Origin of the sequence: Acinetobacter haemolyticus CIP 64.3 = MTCC 9819 (genome assembly GCF_000369065.1) — a bacterium.
GTDB lineage: Bacteria > Pseudomonadota > Gammaproteobacteria > Pseudomonadales > Moraxellaceae > Acinetobacter > Acinetobacter haemolyticus.
The window spans coordinates 1-20,654 of record NZ_KB849806.1; the positions used below are offsets into that span (position 1 = coordinate 1).

Sequence of the window (20,654 nt, forward strand, 5' to 3'; positions counted from 1 at the left end):
CCGTAGGACGTATGCGGTATTAGCATTCCTTTCGGAATGTTGTCCCCCACTAATAGGCAGATTCCTAAGCATTACTCACCCGTCCGCCGCTAGGTCAGGTAGCGAACTACCCTTCCCCGCTCGACTTGCATGTGTTAAGCCTGCCGCCAGCGTTCAATCTGAGCCATGATCAAACTCTTCAGTTTAAAATCATTAGTAGCTTATGGCTACAAATCTTGGCTCATCAATTTTCTGACATTAATTTCTCAAATAAACTTCGAGTAATTTCTACCATTCAATCAATGAAATATTTTCGATCGATTAACCAGTAAAAATCCACACAAGTTGTTCTTCTATTCTCTTAATGATCTTCTCGATGATTCGTCATCATCAAGCTAGGTCGGCTATATTACTCTCAATCTCTTAAAAGTCAACAGGTAATTTAGATATTTTTAAAACTTATCAAACAACCCAAAAATCTAACCACTAAAGCCAAATCCTTGTTTATCAACAAGTTTTTATCTGCATCACCGCCGATGGATGTGCATTCTACAGCATTTCCCACCCAATGCAACACCCTCATCTATTTTTTATTATCAAGTGAACGTTTTTAGATCAAATTTACATTTCTTCTTATATTTTGTTAGTGAATTTGCTTTAATAAAGAGTGAATAATTAAATCGTATTCCTTTTACATAGCTATTGCGTTGAGTGACGCAATCACTTTATGACAGTATTTCGCTCAAAGCGATTAAGGATTTATATGCATTACTCCAATTTTATCTTGCTTGGGTTGTTAACTGCTGGAGCATGTTCATCCGTATTTGCTCAAAATGAAGTAGCAAACGCAACGAGCCCAGCTACAGAAGCAACTGCAAGCCCAACAACTCAAAGAATAACCACAATTCAAGCAATCAAAGATTTAAAACACTTAACCAAAGATGATCTAAAAGTAAATGCAAATGCAGCCCAACCAGATGAGGTAAAAGATCCTTTACAGGGATTAAATCGAAAAATTTTTACTTTTAACGATGCTCTAGATCGTAATTTACTCAAACCTGTCGCTATACAATACGCAGCTAAAGTTCCAGAACCTGTTCGTAGCCCTTATCGCCAATTTAGAAAGAATTTAGGCGAACCTTGGAATGCTGTAAACCAAATTATTCAAGGCAAACCTAGTCGTGCTGCAAAAACATTAGGTCGCTTTACCATCAACACATTAACAACTTTAGGCTTTGCCGATCCGGCACGCCGCTTAGGTTTACAAACTGAAGAAGAAAGTTTTGGTGTGACATTAGGCTATTATGGTGTCCCTTCTGGTCCTTATGTCATGTTGCCTTTTTTTGGTCCAAGTACTTTTCGTGATGGCGCTGGCCTAGCAGCTGATAGTTTTGGTCGTCCCCAAAAATATCTACTTGATGATCAAGACGGCATTTATTGGTCAACTAATGTATTACAAGCCATTGATACGCGGTCACAAATTCTAGATATTGAAGAAACGCTTAGAGGCGATAAATATTCCATGATTCGTGATTTTTATTTACAGCGTAAAGCATTCCAAATCGCTGAGAAACGAGGTGATGCGAATGATATTTCCTTTGTAAATGGAGAAGATGATTTTGATGACGATACTTCACTCGATAGTGATACTGAATAATTGATTAATAATATTGTCTTACAAACTTCAGTGTTACTATGTCATTTCGACTATAGTAACACTATGTTTTAGGTCATCTTTCATCTATGATGAATTAAAAAATGATCACCCAAAGGATTGACTATTCGTCTATGTATTTCATCCAACCTACGCGCTCAATACCTTTCTTAGATCAAGCTTTAACAGAGTTACCGACTCTACAAATCATTCAAGTTCATGATTTGGATTTATACGATCAAACGATTATTGCGATTGCTGATGTACAAGATTTTTTAAAATATCAGTGGAAACTCCCAACGATTGTGCTCGCTTTCGAGCATGAAGGCGCTGCCTTGGCTCAAGCTTGGGAAATGGGAGCTTTAGCTGGTTGGATGTGGGACAATTTGCCTAAAAATCCTAAACACGCTTTATTTAAAATTGATGCCCAATACAAACGCAATCAAGATAGTCGAGATTTGCCTTCAGCAGCTGAACTACAAAAACGCTTATTGCCAAACCCAATCACACTGCCAAATTATCAATTTGAATCTTTTTTCCAACCCTCTGCCTATTTGTCAGGTGATTGGTATGATTATTGGCGTTTGAATGATAAAGAAGTATTATTTTATCTTGCGGATGTTTCTGGGCATGGTGTGACGAGTAGTTTATTGACTTCATGGATGGCTGCCTTTCATGGTCGTTCAAAAACACCAAGTCAATTGATAAAAAAACTGAATGCCATGTTGATGCAAGAAAATATTGAAAAACATATTACAATGGTTGCTGCTATTCTAAATTTAGAAACCAATGAAGTACGTTGGTCTAGTGCGGGGCACTACCCCCCTCCAATTATTTTCGAACCAAACCAACCACCACAAATTTTAACCACAAGTAGTTTTCCTTTAGGTCTTACAGAAGAACTAGACGTGGAAGAACATCATTGCATCCTCAACCCTCAAGCACGGTTTATTTTATGCTCAGATGGCGCATTAGAACCTTTTGATGGCAGGCTCAATGATCAGTTCAACCAATTAGTTGAACATCTTCAGAACAATGCTTTCCAAGCTCCTGAACATGTTGCTGACGATATAGCAATCCTAAGTCTCTGTCGATTGAATTAACTTTAAAATCAATATTTTAACCAAGTCACACCATCCAAGTACTTGTGTCTAGAATATCACTATGGGATAATTTTATATCCTTTCTCTGAAAATGGCATTTATATGTCAACAGGTCATGTTGAATATGCAAGTTTGAACGGAACGCATATTTTCAAGCTTATTGGCGAAGTGCGTGCTCACTCTTGTATAAGTCTAGACAAACTACTCAACCGAATTGAACAGCAGCAAAATGTTGTTGGTGCAATCGTTGACTTAACCCAAACCACATTTATTGACAGTACTGTTTTAGGCATACTGGCAAAATTAGGTTTAAAGCTTAAGCAAGCTCACAACATACAAGCTGTCATGCTTTCAACGAATCCAGATATTACAACCTTGGCCAATAGTATGGGCTTAGGGCAAGTATTTGTGATTTTAAATTATTGTGGCGATCCAAATGTATGTACTTTAGAGCTTACAGAAGAACATGTCACACATAGTGCTATGTTAAATACTGTACTTGATGCGCACAAAACGCTGATGCGCTTAAATGAAAACAACCAGAATATGTTTGAACCACTGGTTAAACAGTTGCAAAAAGAACAAGACTGCTTGAGTAATGATGATCACAAGCAAAATGCTTAATCATTAAATTATATATTTCGGCTAGCTTATGACCTTACTTTCCGTTGTACAAATGAACTCCCAAGATGATATTGAATTAAATTTCTCTATTATCGAATCATTGATTCAACAAAGTAAGGATCAAGCTGCTGAGCTAATCGTTTTTCCTGAAAACTTTGTTTGTTTTGCCGCAGGTAAACAACGTCAGACTGCAGAACAATTTGAAAGTATTCAAAAACGTTTAGAAGATTTAGCACATCGTCATCAGATCTGGATTATCGCTGGCACACTTCCTTGTCCATACCGCCCTAATGGTTCAATCATTTCTGACGGTCGGGTTCGTACGGTAAGTTTATGCATTAGTCCTGAAGGTACTGAAGCACGTTATGACAAAATTCACTTATTTGATGTTCAAGTCGGTGATGCTGTAGGCGGTTATCAAGAATCAAAGTTTTTTGAACCTGGCGATGAAACCATTATTGCCAAAACGCCTTTTGGCAATATTGGTCTTATGGTCTGCTATGATCTGCGCTTCCCTGAGCTGGCTCTAACACTGCGCCAACAAGGAGCCAATATTTTAACAGCACCTGCAGCATTTACTTACACGACAGGTCAGTTGCATTGGCAACTACTGCTTCAAGCACGTGCGATGGACAGCCAATGCTATGTTCTTGGTGCAGCACAACAAGGATGGCATGGGCAACAACGCCAAACATGGGGACATGCAGCTATAACAGATAGCCGTGGACAGCTCCTGCAAATGGTGAACACTGAAGGTCATGCTTTAATTACCAGTGCAATTGATCTAACAGAACAAAAGACCATTCGTCTCTCAATGCCATTGATGCAACATCGTCGATTATTGAACTATTAATTTTTATCCCAAATACTTGTGATCCGCATAATTGAAAAATTTAAATCTGACTGAACTGGTCAATTTTCAGCTATATGCTGGGATTAAATCGTGATTTAATACAAATGATTAAATGACTTAAAACCAAAGCAAAATTGTGCTTTGATTTAATCACCACTCACGACCATTTTTATTTTAAGCTTTAATTCATGTTTAGATTGATTGCAGCATTTTTACTTCTTGGGGCTACTACACAGCTATACGCAACATCAGTAGATGAAAATACACACGAGTCAACACCGACATCCACTCATTCAATGACACCACAAAATTTATCTTTAAATGCATTTGGTCAGTGGGTTATTGGCTGGGGTACAGGTCCAGAAGGTGCGAGACAGCGTCTAGATTATATTCAACGTGAAGATGTGGTGATTATTAAACAAAAAGGCACAACACTGGAAATGATTCGTGCATGGCAACAATATTATGAAAACGAAGTCCAGAATAATGCCAACAATCCAACAGCACGCTATCGTGCTCGCCTGATGAAAAAAATTGCAGACTTATGGTAATTTTTTCTTGTAATCTTTCTTTCAGTATTCGCATAAGTCTCAGCACTTATGCTTTTTTATTTTAAGGGTATAGCAACGTTTGCTGACTTGTATTTTAATTTAGATCAAGTACGATCAAATGGCATTGAATAGTATTATTAGGAATAAGAATTATGTCTCTTGAACAAGTTGTTTATCGCGCAAAAGCAAAAGCGACTGGTGGTCGTGATGGTCGTGCCACCTCTTCTGATGGTGTATTGGATGTCAAATTAGGTGTACCAAAAGAAATGGGCGGTGCTGGTGGTGAAGTGACCAATCCTGAACAGCTTTTCGCTGCCGGTTATTCAGCATGTTTCTTAGGTGCTATGAAGTTTGTCGCAAACCGAGATAAATTGAAAATTACCCAAGATGCTTATGTCGAAGGTGAAGTTGGGATTGGCCCCATTCCGAATGGTTTTGGGATCGAAGTCACATTGAATGTGTATCTAATTGGCTTGGAACAGGCTGAAGCTGAACAACTTGTAGCAGCAGCGCATATCGTCTGCCCTTATTCAAATGCGACACGCAATAATATCGACGTAAATTTTAATATCGTAACTGCTTAACCAAATAAAAAACAGCATGCATTAGCATGCTGTTTTTTTATAATCTTAATTAAAGCTTACTCTTCAGCAGCTTCATTGGTAACTCGTAAGACTTCCTCTAAAGTGGTCTTACCTGCCAATACCTTTAATAAGCCATCATCACGAATAGACGCAGCTTGACGACGTGCATGATTTTCCAACTCGTATTCAGCAGCATTACCATGAATCAAACGGCGCATTGACTCATCGACAGGAACAATTTCATAAATCGCGGTTCGCCCACTAAAACCTACATGTGAACATTTATCGCAACCATGAGGTTCTGGCAGCTCCATATGCTCATCTACTTTTAGATGTTGAAAGACTTGCCGCTCAAAAGCATCAGCTTTACGCCAAGTCACACAATGCGGACATAGGGTTCGAACCAGACGCTGTGCAATCACACCAATCAATGAGCTTGCCAGCAAGAAGGGTTCAATTCCCATATCTTTTAAGCGTGTCACCGCACCAATTGCAGTATTGGTATGTAGCGTTGATAACACCAAGTGACCCGTTAAAGAGGCTTGTACTGCAATTTCCGCAGTTTCTAAATCACGGATCTCCCCCACCATCACCACATCAGGATCTTGACGTAACATCGCTTTGAGTGCACGTGCAAAGGTCATATCCACTTTGGTATTCACTTGCGTTTGCCCAATGCCTTCCAATTGATATTCGATTGGGTCTTCAGCCGTCAGAATATTGCGCGTATTGTCATTCAGATCAGAGAGGGCGGCATATAAAGTAGTGGTTTTACCCGAACCTGTTGGTCCAGTTACCAAGATAATGCCATGAGGACGATGCACCAACTGAGTCAAACGATCATAATCATTTTGCATTAAGCCTAAATGGGTCATATTTAAACGCCCAGCTTGCTTATCCAACAAACGCATTACCACACGTTCACCATGCGATGATGGCAATGTTGAAACACGCACATCGACTTCACGCCCAGCAAGACGTAATGAAATACGACCATCCTGAGGGATACGCTTTTCAGCAATATCCAACTTTGCCATGACTTTGATACGTGAAACCAATAACGGTGCTAATTCACGGCGTGGTTGTACGATTTCTCGAAGCTGACCATCCACTCGTAAACGTACTGAAAGTTTTTTCTCGAAAGCTTCGATATGAATATCAGATGCGCTTACTCGAATCGCTTCGGACAATAAGGCATTGATCAACCTGACGATTGGCGCATCATCTTCTTGATCCATTAAATCTTCAGCCTCAGGTACTTGATCAGCGAGACTCAATAAATCAGGATGATCTTCCAAGCCTGCCGCAACTTGCTGCGACTCACCTGTATCCCCGGCATAGCTCGAACTTAATAAAGCATGAAACTCTTGATCGGTACACAATTGATCATGTCCCGACTTCCCCAAAATTCGTCGAGCTTCCTGCAAAGCAATTCGCGCAGTATCCTTACGCCGCACAATAAAAACTTGATCGCCTTCGTAACGGAACAAAACACCATGACGTTTGGCAAAACTATAAGGAATTTGTATTTGTTTAAGTATTTGCATCACACAAATAATGATAAGAGAAAGTATTGAGTGTACTCTAAGCAGATTACAGCGTGAAGTCTGTTTAGCATACTCACAAAGGAATTTTGCATCTTGTCTCAAAATAATCAATACGAAACTCCACATTCAAACAGTTTGAAGTGGTGGGGCGAACAAAAATTCGATATTCAGCAAGCCAAAGCTTGGCAATTCGGTTCATTGCTATTCCGCCTTACCCGTGGAATCAAAGAATGGCGTCTAGAATATCATCGCCCTCAATCTCAGCATGACTATGAGCAGCAATGGCAAGCGTTGCTGGATACAGAGTTTGCAATGCCACACCCTGCAAAAATTGAACGCTATATGTTTCACAAAACCAATGATAGCTTTCATTTAATGCCTCGCTTAGCAGATCGATCTGTGGTAATTAAACCCGTCGATCCGATTTATATCCCCGCAGGTCAACGTGGTACGCTCTATATCAGCACACCGTTATGGATTGCAGGCTTGGTGGATGGCTTAACCGAACCGTTATTCGACATTCCTGTCATTCAACCTAAAGACACTTGGTTTGGTAAAAGTCCTCAACAAGGTGAAGTTTGTTACGCCACTTCTGTTGATGGTCGAACTGATCTCAACTTATTACCACCCCGTGCCTTTCGAGCCGTTACACCGATTGAATTTCACAACACCAGTCATCACCAATTACGTTTTGATCGAATGAATGTCCCCGTTCCTGCACTGCCGCTATTCTATAGTGAAGGCACTGGACGACTATGGACCTCGAAAATTAAAGTTTATTATGATGGTGAAGAGTTAGTTCGTATTCGAATTGAAAATCGAACACCACATCAGGCAGGTGAAGTCACTTATATTCATCCTCCACGCTCACCCAATAGTACTTTTTTAAATATGTTTGATTCATTCTTTTAAGAGGTTGCTATGCCAGATACGAATATTCCAAAAGATGTTGCTAGCAACCTCACCAGTATTTTCACCAATATTAATTTTGAACGGCTCAGTGAAATCGCAGTCGCGATTATTTTGTGTTTTATCGGGTTTGTGATCGCTCGATTAGTATCCAATGCTTTTATCCGCACGATTGGCAGCCGTTTCAATGCACACCAACGCTTACTGTGGCGTCGGGGTATTTTTTACTTTATCTTCTTGTTATTCATTATGACCAGCTTGAGAGAAGCAGGCTTTAAACTTAGTGTCTTCTTAGGTGCAGCGGGTATCTTAACTGTAGCTTTGGGTTTTGCTTCACAGACTTCTGCCACCAACTTGATTAGCGGTCTATTCTTGATTGGTGAAGGCTCATTTGAAGTCGGTGATACCATTCAAATCACACTCATTCGTGGTCAGACTATTGAAGGTGAAGTCATCTCAATCGACCTATTATCAGTCAAACTCCTGACTTTGGATAATGTCTATATTCGCCTCCCCAATGAACAACTGATTCGAACTCCAGTAATGAATTTATCAAAGTATCCGATACGAAGGATTCCCATCACATTGGCGATTAATTTCCATGAAGATATTATTAAAGTCAGACAAGTTCTATTGGAAGTTGCTACAAAATATCCACTAGTCATGGATGATCCAAAACCCGCAGTCGCTGTTACAGCGTTTAGAGAATCAACCATTGAACTTTTATTTTCTGTGTGGTGTCGTCAAGAAAATGCATTGAAAGTACGCGATGAAATGCAAGAACGTGTCCGCAATGGATTCTTGGAAAACTCAATCGAAATCCCAGTGCCTAAAATGGGCTTAATTGACCGACCTCTACCATTAGAAAATGATGAAATCGATCAATACGCAAACCAGAAAGCACTCAAAAAAGAACCGAAAGAGAGTTAATCAGCTCTCTTTCTCAGTCTGATCAAGTGCAGGTGGCAATGGCGCTAAATAGGCAATCACCAACATAATTGCCCCTGAACCAATAAATGAAATAACACGCGTCAACGTACCACTTTGAGATAAGTCCAGTAATAACAGCTTAGCAACTACGATTGCCAATAATGCCGCCCCAACAAACCAAATCTGACGAAGATGGCGGCGACTAGAAAAAGTCATCAAAATAAATGCCAAAATAACCCAAAGCAACGTTAAGCTTAATTGCACATCACCATTCGACCAAATTTCCACACTCCATAGTGGTGTGTTGAAATAATGATGCATTGCTCGCACCACCACACTACTCAAAACCAATAATCCCATCAAAATCGTCGAGACTTTGAAGCTCCATTCAATTGAACGTTCAGTACTGAAGTCATGGTGATAAATAATCCAAATCAGACCAGCAAACATCAACAATGAGAAAATATCAGTAAAATTTAACAGTGGGAAAAAGTAATATTGCTCAGCAGAATAAGGATCTAAACTAATCAACAACAACCAGAACAAGGTTAAGCACCAAACAGGTAATTGTTGAAGTAACTGCATTCGTTTTGAGCTAAATGACCACACCCCATAGAGAAGTGGAACAATTGCAAGTGCGACAATCGGCATCGCTGGAAATAGAGCTAAACCAATAATCGCCAGACTTAACCACAACAAGGTTGACCAAATATCTGTATATACTTTGGAATTAGAAAATTTGAGACGAAGTAGCATCAGACTGAGAAGCACTGCCGCCAGCGCAAAAGTGGCCTGACTTAAAGCACTTGGCCAATGCCATACTGCATATACGTTTGCTGCAAAACTTGCTGCATAAAGTAAAAATAACAGACCCGCCAACAAGATCAACTGAATACGATCCCAACGGACTTGGCCTTTGTAATCAACAAGCAAGCTATAAATTACGAGTAATCCAGTTGCAATCGCTAAATATGGACTCAAACCATGTTGTTGCCATTGCATGAATTCCACACCTGCAATCGCTCCTGCATACATACCCAAAATGACAAATATGCCACTTAGCATACGTGCACTGAAATATTTCTCCACATCCTGATAATGTAGTAAATAAAATGCTGAAATGAATTGAGCCAATGCATAAATCATAGTACTCAAAATTGGAAATTGCTCAGTTGACCAAACCTGAAAAATCAATGCCACTGAGCTTAACAACACTAAGGCAACCCCAATATAACGGCTAAGACGATAACGTTCCGTTACCCCCCAAACAATTAAAGCAGTTCCTTGAATTACCCACCCCGTTGAAGTCCAATGTGCACCTTTGGCCAATGGAAAAATCAGTGCCAAAAATACGACTGCAAGAATAAAAAAGCTTTTTGCCAAAATCGAAAGCTGTGGATATTGGCGCTTAATCCAGATATTTAAAACTAAATAAATTAAGGCAAGCGCAACAGCTCCCCAAGTCAATGCTTGAGTCGAGTTATGCATCAGATAAGCATGCAGAGAAAAACCCAATACGGGCACACTAAAAATCAACCCGATATCTAAAATCGGCTGTAAACGAGGCATATCTAGTTTTACATCATCATGCTGCTTTTGAGCACGTAACATCAACTGGCTATAGCGAACACTCAACCAAATAAATAGTGCAATATGCAACCAGAGGATGATATCCAGCGTATTAAACTGTTGACGATCAGCATAAATGCCAATCACAGCACCGCCGATTAACATCGTGGCAAAAAAAGCAATTTGATGCAGAATTTTCCAAGGCTGAATAAAATTAACAACAGCAACGGCTAGGTTAATAAGGAAGTAATAAGAAAACAGAAAAATTACATCTGGATGGTGTTGCGGAATCACCAACGGCGCAAGATAAGCCATGGTCAATGCCAACAATGCCAAATACAAGGCTTGTTGCTTTAGACTGAGATAAACAGTCAGCGAGAGCAAAATCACAAATAAAATGCTTGCACTCGTTAGACTTGCAATCACACTAAAATGATGTGAGAAGATCAATGTCAGAAAAACAACTGCCAATCCCAAACCTTGTAAAGCAACTGCAAATAACTGATTTTTCTTTTGTAATATATATCCTACAAATGTCGTTATACCTCCAGCAGCGGCAATAAAGCCAAGCTTAGCACTCAAACTTAACTGCCAATGTTCGCTTGCAAATCGAAGCAATAAGACAACCCCAACCATAAGTACAGCCACGGCAACACGCAAAATAGGATTACCATGCATCATCCAATCAACAGCAGGTCGCCACCATGTTGGTTGTTCGATTTGTTTTGAACTCATCTCATCTATAGAGGATTGTGTGGTTTGATCATGCACAGGTGGTTGATCAGCACGCATCCATGCTGGCTGCTCTGATTGTGAACCGGAAGCGGATAATGACGATTGTGGTAATGGGGCTTGAGTCAAGGAATCTGGATTTTGGAGTTGTGGGGACACCTTCGTAAGATTGTCAGTTTTAGACAGACTCTGATGATATTGCTCTAAATGTAAAAGTCTCGTTTGAAATGCACTCATGGTTTGAATCAGACACAAAGTAAGCACCAATAATGCCCCACCCGCTAACCACATCCACGTATTGGCATAAGCAAAAAGTGCAATCAGTGAAGTACTATATATAACGATTCGTTGAACAGTAATACTCGCCGTTTGTGCGAAATAACTGGGTGCAGCCTGTTCCAATTGGCGTAAACGCTGATGAATCTCAGAAAGAATGTGCACAATAACGACAGTTAGACCAATTGCCGCGGCAACAATTGTTGCTTGCCACTGGAAAGCAACAGCAAAACCCAACAAAACAGTCAATGCAATTAAAACAATAATAATTCCCTGTTTATCTTTTTTATACATAGGCTTAGATCAATAATGACAAATTTATTAAATCTATCTTACTGGATCACTGGGTAAGCAGCTATTTTTACATACAAAATTCTGCAATTTTTAAACGACACCAGCCGCCGCCTGATCACACCACAACAGGGACAACCCAGACTTTTTCACGTAAAATACCCGTCAGTTCATAATAAGGATTTGCACAATGCCACCTTTTGTCTTGGTTGACGGGTCTTATTTTTTATTTCGTGCTTTTCACGCATTACCACCATTAACCACATCTACTGGCTTACATACCAATGCAATACGTGGTGCAAGTTCTGCGATTCAAAAACTCATGCGTCGCACTCAACCGACGCACATGGCGGTTATTTTTGATACACCAGAGCCCACCTTTAGGCATAAATTATCACCAATTTATAAAGGTGATCGCCCAAGCATGCCTGAGGAGTTATCACAACAAATTCCTTATTTACATGCACTGATCAAAGCACTAGGCATTCCCCTTTACAGCCTTCCTGGTGCTGAAGCCGATGACATTATTGGCACATTAACCAAACGTGCGCTTTCAGAAGGTCACCATGTTCTTATCTCAACAGGAGATAAAGATATGGCGCAACTTGTCAATCCACATGTAAAGCTAGAGGATAGTTTCAAAGAGCGTGTTCTTGATGAAGCAGGTGTTTTAGAAAAGTTTGGGGTACATCCACATCAAATTATTGATTATCTTACGTTGATGGGCGACGCCTCTGATGGCATCATGGGAGTTCCTGGCGTAGGTGCTAAAACAGCAGCAAAGCTACTCACCGAATATGGCTCACTCGACAATATCATTGCCAATGTAGATCAACTCAAAGGCAAAATTAGCCAGAATATCAAAGATAATTTGGACAATATTAAAATTGACCATCAGCTTGCGAGTATAGTCTGTGATCTTGATTTAGCCTTAGATTGGCATGATCTTAAACTCAGCAATCCGAATATTAATCAATTACGTGATCTCTATACTGAATTAGAATTTCGTAATCAATTACAGTCTTTGGATCATCCTAACAACCCAAATACGCCTGCATATCAACAGACCTCGCAAAGTATTGTTAAATCAGAACAGAAAACTGAGCAAGTCATCGCCGAGGATCATGCCAATCTCTCTAGTCAAGATGATCAATTAGGTGATGCAACTTATCATACGGTGCTCACGCAAGCAGATTGGGCGACATTGTTGCAACGCATGCAACAAGCAGATCATTTTGCGATTGATACAGAAACAACCAATTTAGATTATCGTATTGCTGAACTTGTTGGTTTCTCAGTCGCATTTGATGCACATGATGCCTATTATGTTCCTGTTGCTCATGATTATGAAGGAGCACCTGAACAACTCAATCGTGAACATGTTCTGGAACAGATCAAACCGATTCTCGAAAACGAACAAGTAAAGAAAATCGGACACCATTTAAAATATGATGCTCATATCTTTGCCAATCATGGTATTACGATCCAAGGTTGGTACTTCGACACCATGCTCGCTTCTTATGTATTGAATGCAGCAGCGACACGACATGGTATGGATGATGTAGCACGCGTTTATCTCAGCCATTTAACAACCACTTTTGAACAAATCGCAGGCAAAGGTGCGAAACAAAAAACCTTTAACCAAATTGAACTCGAAGTTGCTGCGCACTATGCTGCTGAAGATGCTCATGTAACCTACCGTCTATATGAAGTGTTATCCGCTAAACTTAAACATCATCCTGAACTTGTAAATATTCTACATAACATCGAAATGCCTGTTGCACGCGTACTAACAGGTATGGAAGAAGATGGGATTAAGCTTGACCACGCATTCCTAGATCAACTCAGCGTTGAATTCTCTGAAACTATGCAAACTTTAGAGAATCAAGCCACCGAATTAGCAGGCGAAGCATTTAACATCGCCTCTCCAAAACAAGTTGGTGAGGTGCTATTTGATCGTTTAGGCCTCAAAGGTGGTAAAAAAACAGCTACTGGTCAATACAGCACCAGTGAAAGTATTCTAGAAAAAATCGAGCATCCTTTAGCAGAAGTAATTTTAGAGCATCGTGGTTTAGCTAAACTTAAAAATACTTATACAGATCGCTTGGTTGAACAATCGCATGATTCTACACACCGTGTACACACAAGCTATCATCAAGCTTTGACAGCGACTGGACGCTTATCTTCAACCGATCCAAACCTACAAAATATCCCAATTCGTACACCGATTGGTCGTCAAATCCGCAGAGCTTTTATTGCACCCGAAGGTCGTGTCTTGTTGGCAGCCGATTATTCACAAATTGAACTTCGTCTCATGGCGCATTTTTCTCAAGATGATGCGCTGGTCCATGCGTTCCAACAAGGTCAGGATGTGCATCGTCGTACTGCTGCGGAAGTGCTTGGTATTGATATTGAAGATGTTACCAATGACCAACGCCGTCAAGCGAAAGCCGTCAATTTCGGTTTGCTTTATGGGATGTCTGAATTTGGTTTAACCCGCCAATTAGGGTTTACACGGGAAGAATCTCGTAGCTATATTGCACGTTATTTCCAGCGTTATCCGGGCGTTTTGGATTATATGGAACGCACCCGTCAAATTGCTCGTGAACAAGGCTTTGTAGAAACCATTCTAGGTCGTCGTCTGTATACACCTGATATTTTGGCAAACAATAAAATGATCAAACAAGCTGCTGAACGTGCTGCGATTAATGCACCACTGCAAGGTAGTGCCGCCGACATCATTAAACTTGCCATGATCGCAGTCGATAAAATTTTACCAAAAGACCAAGCAAAACTTTTACTTCAAGTACATGATGAATTGGTATTTGAAGCAGATGAAACGATTGCAGATGAGCTATCTAAACAAATTGCGGAGGTGATGCAATCTGTCTTAGATATTTCAGTTCCTTTCGTGGTAGAGGTGGGCCAAGGTCAAAATTGGGACGCTGCACACTAATCCTTTGTAATAAAAAAGAGATGCTCAGCATCTCTTTTTTATTGACTCATATTCTAAAATCAAGCTTAGATAATCGCTCTGAGCATGGTTTCAGCAACAAACAATACCAAAAATGCAAGAATCGGTGATAAATCAATCATCCCCATATTCGGCATTACTTTACGGAATGGCGCAAGAATTGGCTCAACCAGTTCCTGAATAACCTCAATATATGGCGATCTGAATTGTGAAAGCATCATAATCCAGCTACAAATAATAAAAGCAAAAATCATATATTTAAGTAAGGTCACCAAAGACAATAACATTTCTTTGATCGTCGAAACGATAAAGTAAATGGTGCTTCCTGTGCCAATACCCGATAAATGCTTTTCTCCCCACATTTTCAAGAAATAAAGCAAAACCACCAAAATTAATGCTGCTAAATTTACTCGCCCTTTGCCAACGGTTGGGAAAATACGACCAAATATATCTACAATCTTGGTTGCTTTCGCAGTGGAAAGCACCACAGGATTATAAGGACTGACTGCCGCCAATTGCATTAAAAAACGGAAAAAGACCAATAAAATTGCAACATTGATCAAAACACCAAAAATTAGCGCAGAACTAGCACCCATAATTGTCTTATCCTACTTAAACCGATTTAGTCTTGTCACTCAACTCTTGCGCTAGCTCTTGGCTACGCTTTTGAGCCGCTGCAAGTGCTGCTTGAATATTCTGTGAAATCTGGGCACGATCAAACACCTCTAATGCTGCCTGCGTCGTACCATTTGGAGAAGTCACATTTTTACGTAACTCTGCTGGAGAATTAGAGCTGGTTATTGCCATTTGCGCCGCGCCTAAAGCTGTCTGCAAAGTCAATGCTGTTGCTACTTTTTCATCCAAACCAAGATTCTTTCCTGCGCGAATCATACTTTCCATTAAATAGAAAAAGTAAGCTGGGCCAGAACCGGATACCGCTGTCACTGCATCTATTTGGGCCTCATTATCCACCCAAATCGTCAAACCAGTCGCCGCTAAAATTTGACTGGTTAATTCACGGTCTTGCGTCCCTACTGCCGCTGGAGCATAGATCCCATGCGCACCCGTTTGAACCAATGCTGGTGTATTTGGCATCACCCGAACAACTCGTTGACTTCCACCAATTAAGTCTGAAATGGTTTGAATCTCTGCGCCAGCAATAATTGAGATCACAAGTTTATCTGACAACAGCCCTTTTAATGGTTGTAATACCGTTGCCAACACTTGTGGTTTAACTGCCAGAACAACCACATCCGCATTTTTAATCGCTTCGAGATTATCTGTGGTGGTCTGAACGCCTTTTTCTTCTAATATTTGACGAATCTGCTCAACAGGATCTGAAACTGTAATGCGTGTTACGGGTAAACCGCGTGAAAGTAACCCACCAATCAAGGCCTGCGCCATGTTACCGCCGCCAATAAAACAGATATTTTGATTCAATGAAGTCGCCATGTCCTACTCGTGATATGAAAAAGACTGATCAGAAAAATCATTACAGTCAGAAATTAAACTTGGTTGCCAACCGCCCTGTACCACATACTCAGATTGCGCCAACCAAAAACCCTTTGGGCTAAAAACCCCAAGCATAACATTATCTACGACTAATATTTGAATTGTATGACGTAACCAAGGCAAAATCTGTGCTTCTTGTATCGCTTTTTTTAGCGGCCAATGCCCCACTCGACCATAGAGATGAATTTTTTCCCCACCTTGTCGCTTGAGCAACTTTAATTCTCGTCCAAGTAATTCTGGCGCAAGCCCAACTGTTTGAGAAATAATTTCAAATTTTCCAGCAGCAACCTGTATAGATTGCCCTGCAAAAAAACAGAGGGGGGATATATTGGGGATCGTCGATACTTTTTCAGCATAAAGCTCATCATGCGTAAGACGATATAATCTTTTCTGATAGCGCAGGTAATAATATGGATGAATATGCAAACTAGCCTGTGCGTCTGGCTTAGAAAAAATAACTTCATTTTGTAGACGCTTGACCATCTCATAACTTGGACGATATTGCCCATCACCTTTAATCCAAGCTGAAAGTAATTGGCGTTGCCGTGCAGTGGAAAGCTGAGCTAACTGCTCTAAATCAAGCTGATGATCGACAACACATTGCTGATAATCTGCCTTTAACACATCATCCAAGATTTCAGCAGCATCCTGCATTAAATAACTTGTTCGTGCTACAGCTAACTGCATTTTAGGGAAGCGCTTTTCTAAGACGCCCCATAACTCCTCTCTACACCACGCTCGATCATAATGAATATCCGAATTGGTCGGATCAATCACATATTCAAAGCCGAGTTGATTTGACCATTGTTCAATCTGTTCTCGGCTTAAATCTAAGAAAGGTCGCCAAATGGTAAAATCTTTTCGATTGTCAATTTGCTGCATTGCAGCCAACCCATTGACACCAGCCCCAGAAAATAACCGAAGTAATAAAGTTTCAGCTTGATCCTGTTGATGATGTGCCAGCACAAGAATTTCATGGCAATCTAAATGTTGTTGATACGCTTGATAACGGACATGCCGTGCTTGTTGTTCTAAATTGCCTGCATCAACAGATACTTTTTGAATAATACAAGGGATATTCAAAGCTTCAGACTGCTGTTGTACAAGTATTCCCCATTCAGCACTCATCTGCTGTAGCTGATGATCAATATAAATCGCACGGATTTGCTTGGGGAAAATTTCAGACATTAGATACAGCAACAGCATGGAATCCATGCCGCCGCTACACCCAATTAAGAATTGAGTTTTTTCTGTAAAATGCTGTGCTTGAGTTAAGACGCGATGCCTAAATTGCTGCTGCCAAACTTCATTAAACGTTGATAACGTGCGTCGCATCGTGCTTGTGCATCCATTGGTTGCAATTCATCTAAAGCTTGTTTTAACACATCTTTTAGGTCATGCATGACTTTTTCAGGATTTAAATGTGCACCTTCACCTTCATCCACAACGTATTCAACAATACCTAAAGCCTTTAATTTATCAGCAGTTAATGCCAATGCTTCACTAGCTTGTGCTGCCTTTTCAGCTGTTTTCCATAAAATAGATGCACAACCTTCAGGAGAAATCACTGAATAAATACTATGTGACAACATAATCACACGATCAGCAACACCAATACCAAGCGCACCACCCGAACCACCTTCACCCAATACAGTGGCAATTACAGGAACTTTTAAACTAGAAAGTTGTGCCAAACTGGTCGCGATCGCTTCTGCTTGACCACGCTCCTCAGCACCTACGCCAGGATAAGCACCCATAGTATCAACAAAGGTAAATACTGGTAAATTAAACCGTTCAGCCATATCCAGTAAACGTTGCGATTTACGGTATCCTTCAGGATTACACATACCGAAGTTGTGCTGTAACTTTTCACGAGTACTTCGTCCACGATGTTGACCAACCACCATGACTGGACGACCGTCAAAACGAGCCAAGCCACCAATCATTGCACCATCATCACCAAATAAACGATCACCATGTAGTGCATCAAACTCGGTAAAAATTTCACTTACATAATCAAGAAATTGCGGACGCTCAGGATGGCGTGCAATTTGAACCGTAGTCCAAGCCTTGGACTGAGTCGCTTTATTTTTCATACGTCGTAGAAAATCCCTAACAAGGATATAAGGTATATTGACACTTTATAAGCCGCGTATAATTAACTCAAAGGTCAACAATCCTTATGTTAATCAACAAATTTGTCTGACTGAATATTTAACTCAATGTCCCAATTTTTAAATTGCACTTGCTCATCATGCAAGTCAGCAACTAACAAAGGCCATTGTTTAGCATCGCCAGATACGCTCAATTGCCATTGTTGATCATTTACCACACTCAGTTCAATGGCAGGAAGCATCTGATCGCTACGACTATGGTTAAGTAAAACAGCTAGGCGAAGTAATAGACAAAGATAGACTAAATGCTTTCCTCCCACCTTAAAAACATCATTTTTTGCATCAGCACGTAACTTACGTCGATGATGCGAAACGAGATGTGAAAGATGATTTTGATCAATTTGAGAGAAGCCTGGAATATCCGAATGTTGCAATAAATATGCTCCATGTCGATGATATCCGCCATGACTAATTGCTAAACCAATTTCATGTAAATAAGCGGCACGACGCAGTAAGTCACTGTCTTCAGTCGTTAAATTTAAGGCATCAGCAACACGATCAAATAAATGTTGCGCAGTTTTGACGACACGTTCTGCTTGTTTAGGATCCGCGTTGTAACGTCCCATCAATGCTTGAACACTACGATCACGAATATCTTCATGTTGGAAACGACCCAGTAAGTCATACATGACACCTTCGCGTAATGCACCATCCGAATAGGCAAGTTTATCAATATCTAATACATCAAAAATTGCATACAAAATCGCCACCCCTGCTGGCAAAACTGCTCGACGATCTTCGCGTAGACCTTCAAAGTCAATTTCAGATGTATGCTTAAATTTGAGTAAACGATCTTTTAATTTATAAAGTCCTTCTCGGGTGAGATTTTCTTGCTCATCACTCCATCCAAGGTGCACTAAAATCTGACGACAAGCTTTAATGGTACCACTCGAACCGACCACGGTATCCCAACCGACGGATTTATAAGTATTGGCAATACCTGACATTTCTTTGCGTGCAGCAACTACTGCCTTGTCAAAAGCTTTGGTTGAAATCTCACCATCAGCGAAGTAGGCTTTGCTATATGCCACACAGCCCATTTGCAAGGACTCAGTATGTAGCGGTTCAAATTTCTCACCGATGATAAACTCAGTTGAACCACCACCAATATCGACCACCAAACGACGTCCACCATTGGCCATGGTATGGGAAACCCCAAGATAGATCAGACGCGCTTCTTCACGACCTGCAATGATTTCAATGGGTTTAGGTAAAATTTCAGCAGCCTTCTGGATAAATTCATGTCCATTTTTCGCTTGTCTAAGTGCATTCGTTGCTACGATCCTCAAACGATTCGGCTGAACTGAACTCAAACGCCCAACAAAACGCGCCAAACAAGCTAAGCCTCTTTGCTGTGCAGCTTCAGTTAAATTTTTATTTTCATCGAGTCCAGCAGCTAACTGTACTTTTTCTGACATTGAAGCAACTTTTTTCACTTCACCGTGATCAACACGAGCTATTGCGAGATGGAAACTATTTGATCCCATATCAATCGCAGCAAGTAATTCCTCATCAATCAGAAAATCAGACATTATTAATATAAACCCATGCTCAATTCACGCATTAGAGTAATTCACACGCTTAGAATTTTAAAGTCATTTTCATCAATAAAAACCAGGTATTTCACTTTTCTTGCATAAATCATTGTATAAGTCGATGATCGGCATCGTGAGCAACCATTAGACTTTTTACTTCGAAACTTGAATAATCGTAATCACCCCTTACATAAATAGGGTCTGTTGATACTTCAGGTATGCTTTGCGTTATAGGCTAAAACAACACTAATGAGGCATGAAATGCAGACAATGGCGTCCCCTTGTCAATTTTCATAACGATTTTAGTGGCAGTTTTAGCCATAACCCTTCGGGACAAGGATATTTTTTGCTGCTACTGTGTTATGTCTTGCTTATTTAGATCACTAAACTTCGCAAAACCTGCCTTGTATCAGCTAAAAAATATCTACTGTCGCATGCATCCATGAAATATCGACAGACCCTCACGTAGCAATGTAATATTCACTCTGAAATTGAATTGATACTTTTTTAAAAAATTTGGAGCAATCCCATGTCTGCGACTATTGTTAATACATCTGATGAAAACTTCCAAGCAGATGTTTTAGATGCTGAAACTCCCGTTCTTGTTGATTTTTGGGCTGGCTGGTGTGCGCCTTGTAAAGCAATCGCACCTGTACTTGAAGATCTATCAAATGAGTACGAAGGCAAAGTCAAAATCGTCAAAGTTGATGTTACTGCTTGCGAAGAAACAGCTGTGAAATACAACATCCGTAATATCCCAGCATTACTTATGTTTAAAAACGGTGAAGTCGTTGCTCAACAAGTTGGTGCAGCACCGCGTTCTAAACTTGCAGCATTTATCGATCAAAACATCTAAT

The 20,654-nt window shown here is 40.3% G+C and carries 17 protein-coding genes and 1 rRNA gene; 10 read left to right on the plus strand and 8 right to left on the minus strand.

Going from position 1 to position 20,654, the window contains the following annotated elements; all coding sequences use genetic code 11:
- Positions 1–185, minus strand: a 16S ribosomal RNA gene (locus tag F927_RS11850); the annotation flags it as partial.
- Between the two features lie 557 nt (positions 186–742).
- On the opposite strand from F927_RS11850, the gene F927_RS11855 reads away from it, so the two are divergent.
- The 6 genes from F927_RS11855 to F927_RS11880 all read left to right on the plus strand — a co-directional run bounded on the left by F927_RS11855 (position 743) and on the right by F927_RS11880 (position 5,348).
- Complete coding sequence (locus tag F927_RS11855; protein WP_004637992.1) at positions 743–1,636, plus strand: MlaA family lipoprotein; 894 nt, start codon at positions 743–745, stop codon at positions 1,634–1,636.
- Between the two features lie 131 nt (positions 1,637–1,767).
- The gene (gene gigA, locus F927_RS11860) at positions 1,768–2,736 is read left to right on the plus strand and encodes an RsbU family protein phosphatase GigA (RefSeq protein ID WP_004637991.1); all 969 of its coding nucleotides are present in this window, start codon (positions 1,768–1,770) and stop codon (positions 2,734–2,736) included.
- A gap of 102 nt (positions 2,737–2,838) precedes the next feature.
- Entirely contained in the window at positions 2,839–3,360 is a 522-nt protein-coding gene (gene gigB, locus F927_RS11865) for an anti-anti-sigma factor GigB (protein WP_004637990.1), read from the plus strand.
- 28 nt (positions 3,361–3,388) lie between these two features.
- Positions 3,389–4,213, plus strand: a complete 825-nt coding sequence (locus F927_RS11870) for a carbon-nitrogen hydrolase family protein (RefSeq protein WP_005085259.1) — start codon at positions 3,389–3,391, stop codon at positions 4,211–4,213.
- A gap of 188 nt (positions 4,214–4,401) precedes the next feature.
- A complete protein-coding gene (locus F927_RS11875; RefSeq protein WP_004637988.1) occupies positions 4,402–4,764 on the plus strand; it encodes a DUF4951 domain-containing protein in 363 nt (120 codons plus the stop codon).
- 152 nt (positions 4,765–4,916) lie between these two features.
- A complete protein-coding gene (locus tag F927_RS11880; protein ID WP_005085262.1) occupies positions 4,917–5,348 on the plus strand; it encodes an organic hydroperoxide resistance protein in 432 nt (143 codons plus the stop codon).
- 56 nt (positions 5,349–5,404) lie between these two features.
- On the opposite strand, the gene gspE is transcribed toward F927_RS11880, so the two are convergent.
- On the minus strand, positions 5,405–6,895 hold the full coding sequence (gene gspE / locus F927_RS11885; protein ID WP_005085264.1) for a type II secretion system ATPase GspE: 1,491 nt from the start codon (positions 6,893–6,895) through the stop codon (positions 5,405–5,407).
- Between the two features lie 93 nt (positions 6,896–6,988).
- Here gspE and F927_RS11890 point away from each other — a divergent pair, with 93 nt between their 5' ends.
- Positions 6,989–7,807, plus strand: a complete 819-nt coding sequence (locus F927_RS11890) for a hypothetical protein (protein ID WP_004637985.1) — start codon at positions 6,989–6,991, stop codon at positions 7,805–7,807.
- A gap of 9 nt (positions 7,808–7,816) precedes the next feature.
- Entirely contained in the window at positions 7,817–8,734 is a 918-nt protein-coding gene (locus F927_RS11895) for a mechanosensitive ion channel family protein (RefSeq protein WP_005085267.1), read from the plus strand.
- On the opposite strand, the gene F927_RS11900 is transcribed toward F927_RS11895, so the two are convergent.
- Positions 8,735–11,605, minus strand: coding sequence for a DUF2339 domain-containing protein (locus F927_RS11900; protein WP_005085269.1), 2,871 nt, complete (start codon positions 11,603–11,605; stop codon positions 8,735–8,737).
- Between the two features lie 187 nt (positions 11,606–11,792).
- On the opposite strand from F927_RS11900, the gene polA reads away from it, so the two are divergent.
- Positions 11,793–14,558, plus strand: coding sequence for a DNA polymerase I (polA, locus tag F927_RS11905; RefSeq protein WP_005085272.1), 2,766 nt, complete (start codon positions 11,793–11,795; stop codon positions 14,556–14,558).
- A gap of 65 nt (positions 14,559–14,623) precedes the next feature.
- Here the strand turns inward: polA and F927_RS11910 are convergent, their stop codons facing one another.
- The 5 genes from F927_RS11910 to ppx all read right to left on the minus strand — a co-directional run bounded on the left by F927_RS11910 (position 14,624) and on the right by ppx (position 19,794).
- Positions 14,624–15,172 (minus strand): YggT family protein, encoded by a 549-nt coding sequence (locus F927_RS11910; protein WP_004637981.1) that lies wholly within the window; start codon positions 15,170–15,172, stop codon positions 14,624–14,626.
- A gap of 16 nt (positions 15,173–15,188) precedes the next feature.
- The gene (gene proC / locus F927_RS11915) at positions 15,189–16,028 is read right to left on the minus strand and encodes a pyrroline-5-carboxylate reductase (RefSeq protein WP_005085274.1); all 840 of its coding nucleotides are present in this window, start codon (positions 16,026–16,028) and stop codon (positions 15,189–15,191) included.
- Positions 16,029–16,031: 3 nt separating this feature from the next.
- Positions 16,032–17,303 carry a tRNA lysidine(34) synthetase TilS gene (tilS, locus tag F927_RS11920; protein WP_020846307.1) on the minus strand — a complete coding sequence of 424 codons (1,272 nt, stop codon included), beginning with the start codon at positions 17,301–17,303 and terminating at the stop codon, positions 16,032–16,034.
- Positions 17,304–17,359: 56 nt separating this feature from the next.
- Positions 17,360–18,184 carry an acetyl-CoA carboxylase carboxyltransferase subunit alpha gene (locus F927_RS11925; protein WP_004637978.1) on the minus strand — a complete coding sequence of 275 codons (825 nt, stop codon included), beginning with the start codon at positions 18,182–18,184 and terminating at the stop codon, positions 17,360–17,362.
- 89 nt (positions 18,185–18,273) lie between these two features.
- Positions 18,274–19,794 carry an exopolyphosphatase gene (gene ppx, locus F927_RS11930; RefSeq protein ID WP_004637977.1) on the minus strand — a complete coding sequence of 507 codons (1,521 nt, stop codon included), beginning with the start codon at positions 19,792–19,794 and terminating at the stop codon, positions 18,274–18,276.
- A gap of 532 nt (positions 19,795–20,326) precedes the next feature.
- Between ppx and trxA the strand changes: the two genes are divergently transcribed.
- Complete coding sequence (gene trxA, locus F927_RS11935; RefSeq protein WP_004637976.1) at positions 20,327–20,653, plus strand: thioredoxin; 327 nt, start codon at positions 20,327–20,329, stop codon at positions 20,651–20,653.
- Position 20,654: the final 1 nt, after the last annotated feature.

What these genes read in the sequence shown, in the direction of transcription:
- gspE (WP_005085264.1), bottom strand. Translation starts at nt 6,895, where the DNA reads ATGCAAATACTTAAACAAATACAAATTCCTTATAGTTTTGCCAAACGT.
- F927_RS11880 (WP_005085262.1), top strand. Translation starts at nt 4,917, where the DNA reads ATGTCTCTTGAACAAGTTGTTTATCGCGCAAAAGCAAAAGCGACTGGT.
- gigB (WP_004637990.1), top strand. Translation starts at nt 2,839, where the DNA reads ATGTCAACAGGTCATGTTGAATATGCAAGTTTGAACGGAACGCATATT.
- F927_RS11895 (WP_005085267.1), top strand. Translation starts at nt 7,817, where the DNA reads ATGCCAGATACGAATATTCCAAAAGATGTTGCTAGCAACCTCACCAGT.
- polA (WP_005085272.1), top strand. Translation starts at nt 11,793, where the DNA reads ATGCCACCTTTTGTCTTGGTTGACGGGTCTTATTTTTTATTTCGTGCT.
- ppx (WP_004637977.1), bottom strand. Translation starts at nt 19,794, where the DNA reads ATGTCTGATTTTCTGATTGATGAGGAATTACTTGCTGCGATTGATATG.
- F927_RS11925 (WP_004637978.1), bottom strand. Translation starts at nt 18,184, where the DNA reads ATGAAAAATAAAGCGACTCAGTCCAAGGCTTGGACTACGGTTCAAATT.
- F927_RS11910 (WP_004637981.1), bottom strand. Translation starts at nt 15,172, where the DNA reads ATGGGTGCTAGTTCTGCGCTAATTTTTGGTGTTTTGATCAATGTTGCA.
- F927_RS11855 (WP_004637992.1), top strand. Translation starts at nt 743, where the DNA reads ATGCATTACTCCAATTTTATCTTGCTTGGGTTGTTAACTGCTGGAGCA.
- tilS (WP_020846307.1), bottom strand. Translation starts at nt 17,303, where the DNA reads ATGGATTCCATGCTGTTGCTGTATCTAATGTCTGAAATTTTCCCCAAG.
- F927_RS11875 (WP_004637988.1), top strand. Translation starts at nt 4,402, where the DNA reads ATGTTTAGATTGATTGCAGCATTTTTACTTCTTGGGGCTACTACACAG.
- F927_RS11870 (WP_005085259.1), top strand. Translation starts at nt 3,389, where the DNA reads ATGACCTTACTTTCCGTTGTACAAATGAACTCCCAAGATGATATTGAA.
- gigA (WP_004637991.1), top strand. Translation starts at nt 1,768, where the DNA reads ATGTATTTCATCCAACCTACGCGCTCAATACCTTTCTTAGATCAAGCT.
- F927_RS11900 (WP_005085269.1), bottom strand. Translation starts at nt 11,605, where the DNA reads ATGTATAAAAAAGATAAACAGGGAATTATTATTGTTTTAATTGCATTG.
- proC (WP_005085274.1), bottom strand. Translation starts at nt 16,028, where the DNA reads ATGGCGACTTCATTGAATCAAAATATCTGTTTTATTGGCGGCGGTAAC.
- trxA (WP_004637976.1), top strand. Translation starts at nt 20,327, where the DNA reads ATGTCTGCGACTATTGTTAATACATCTGATGAAAACTTCCAAGCAGAT.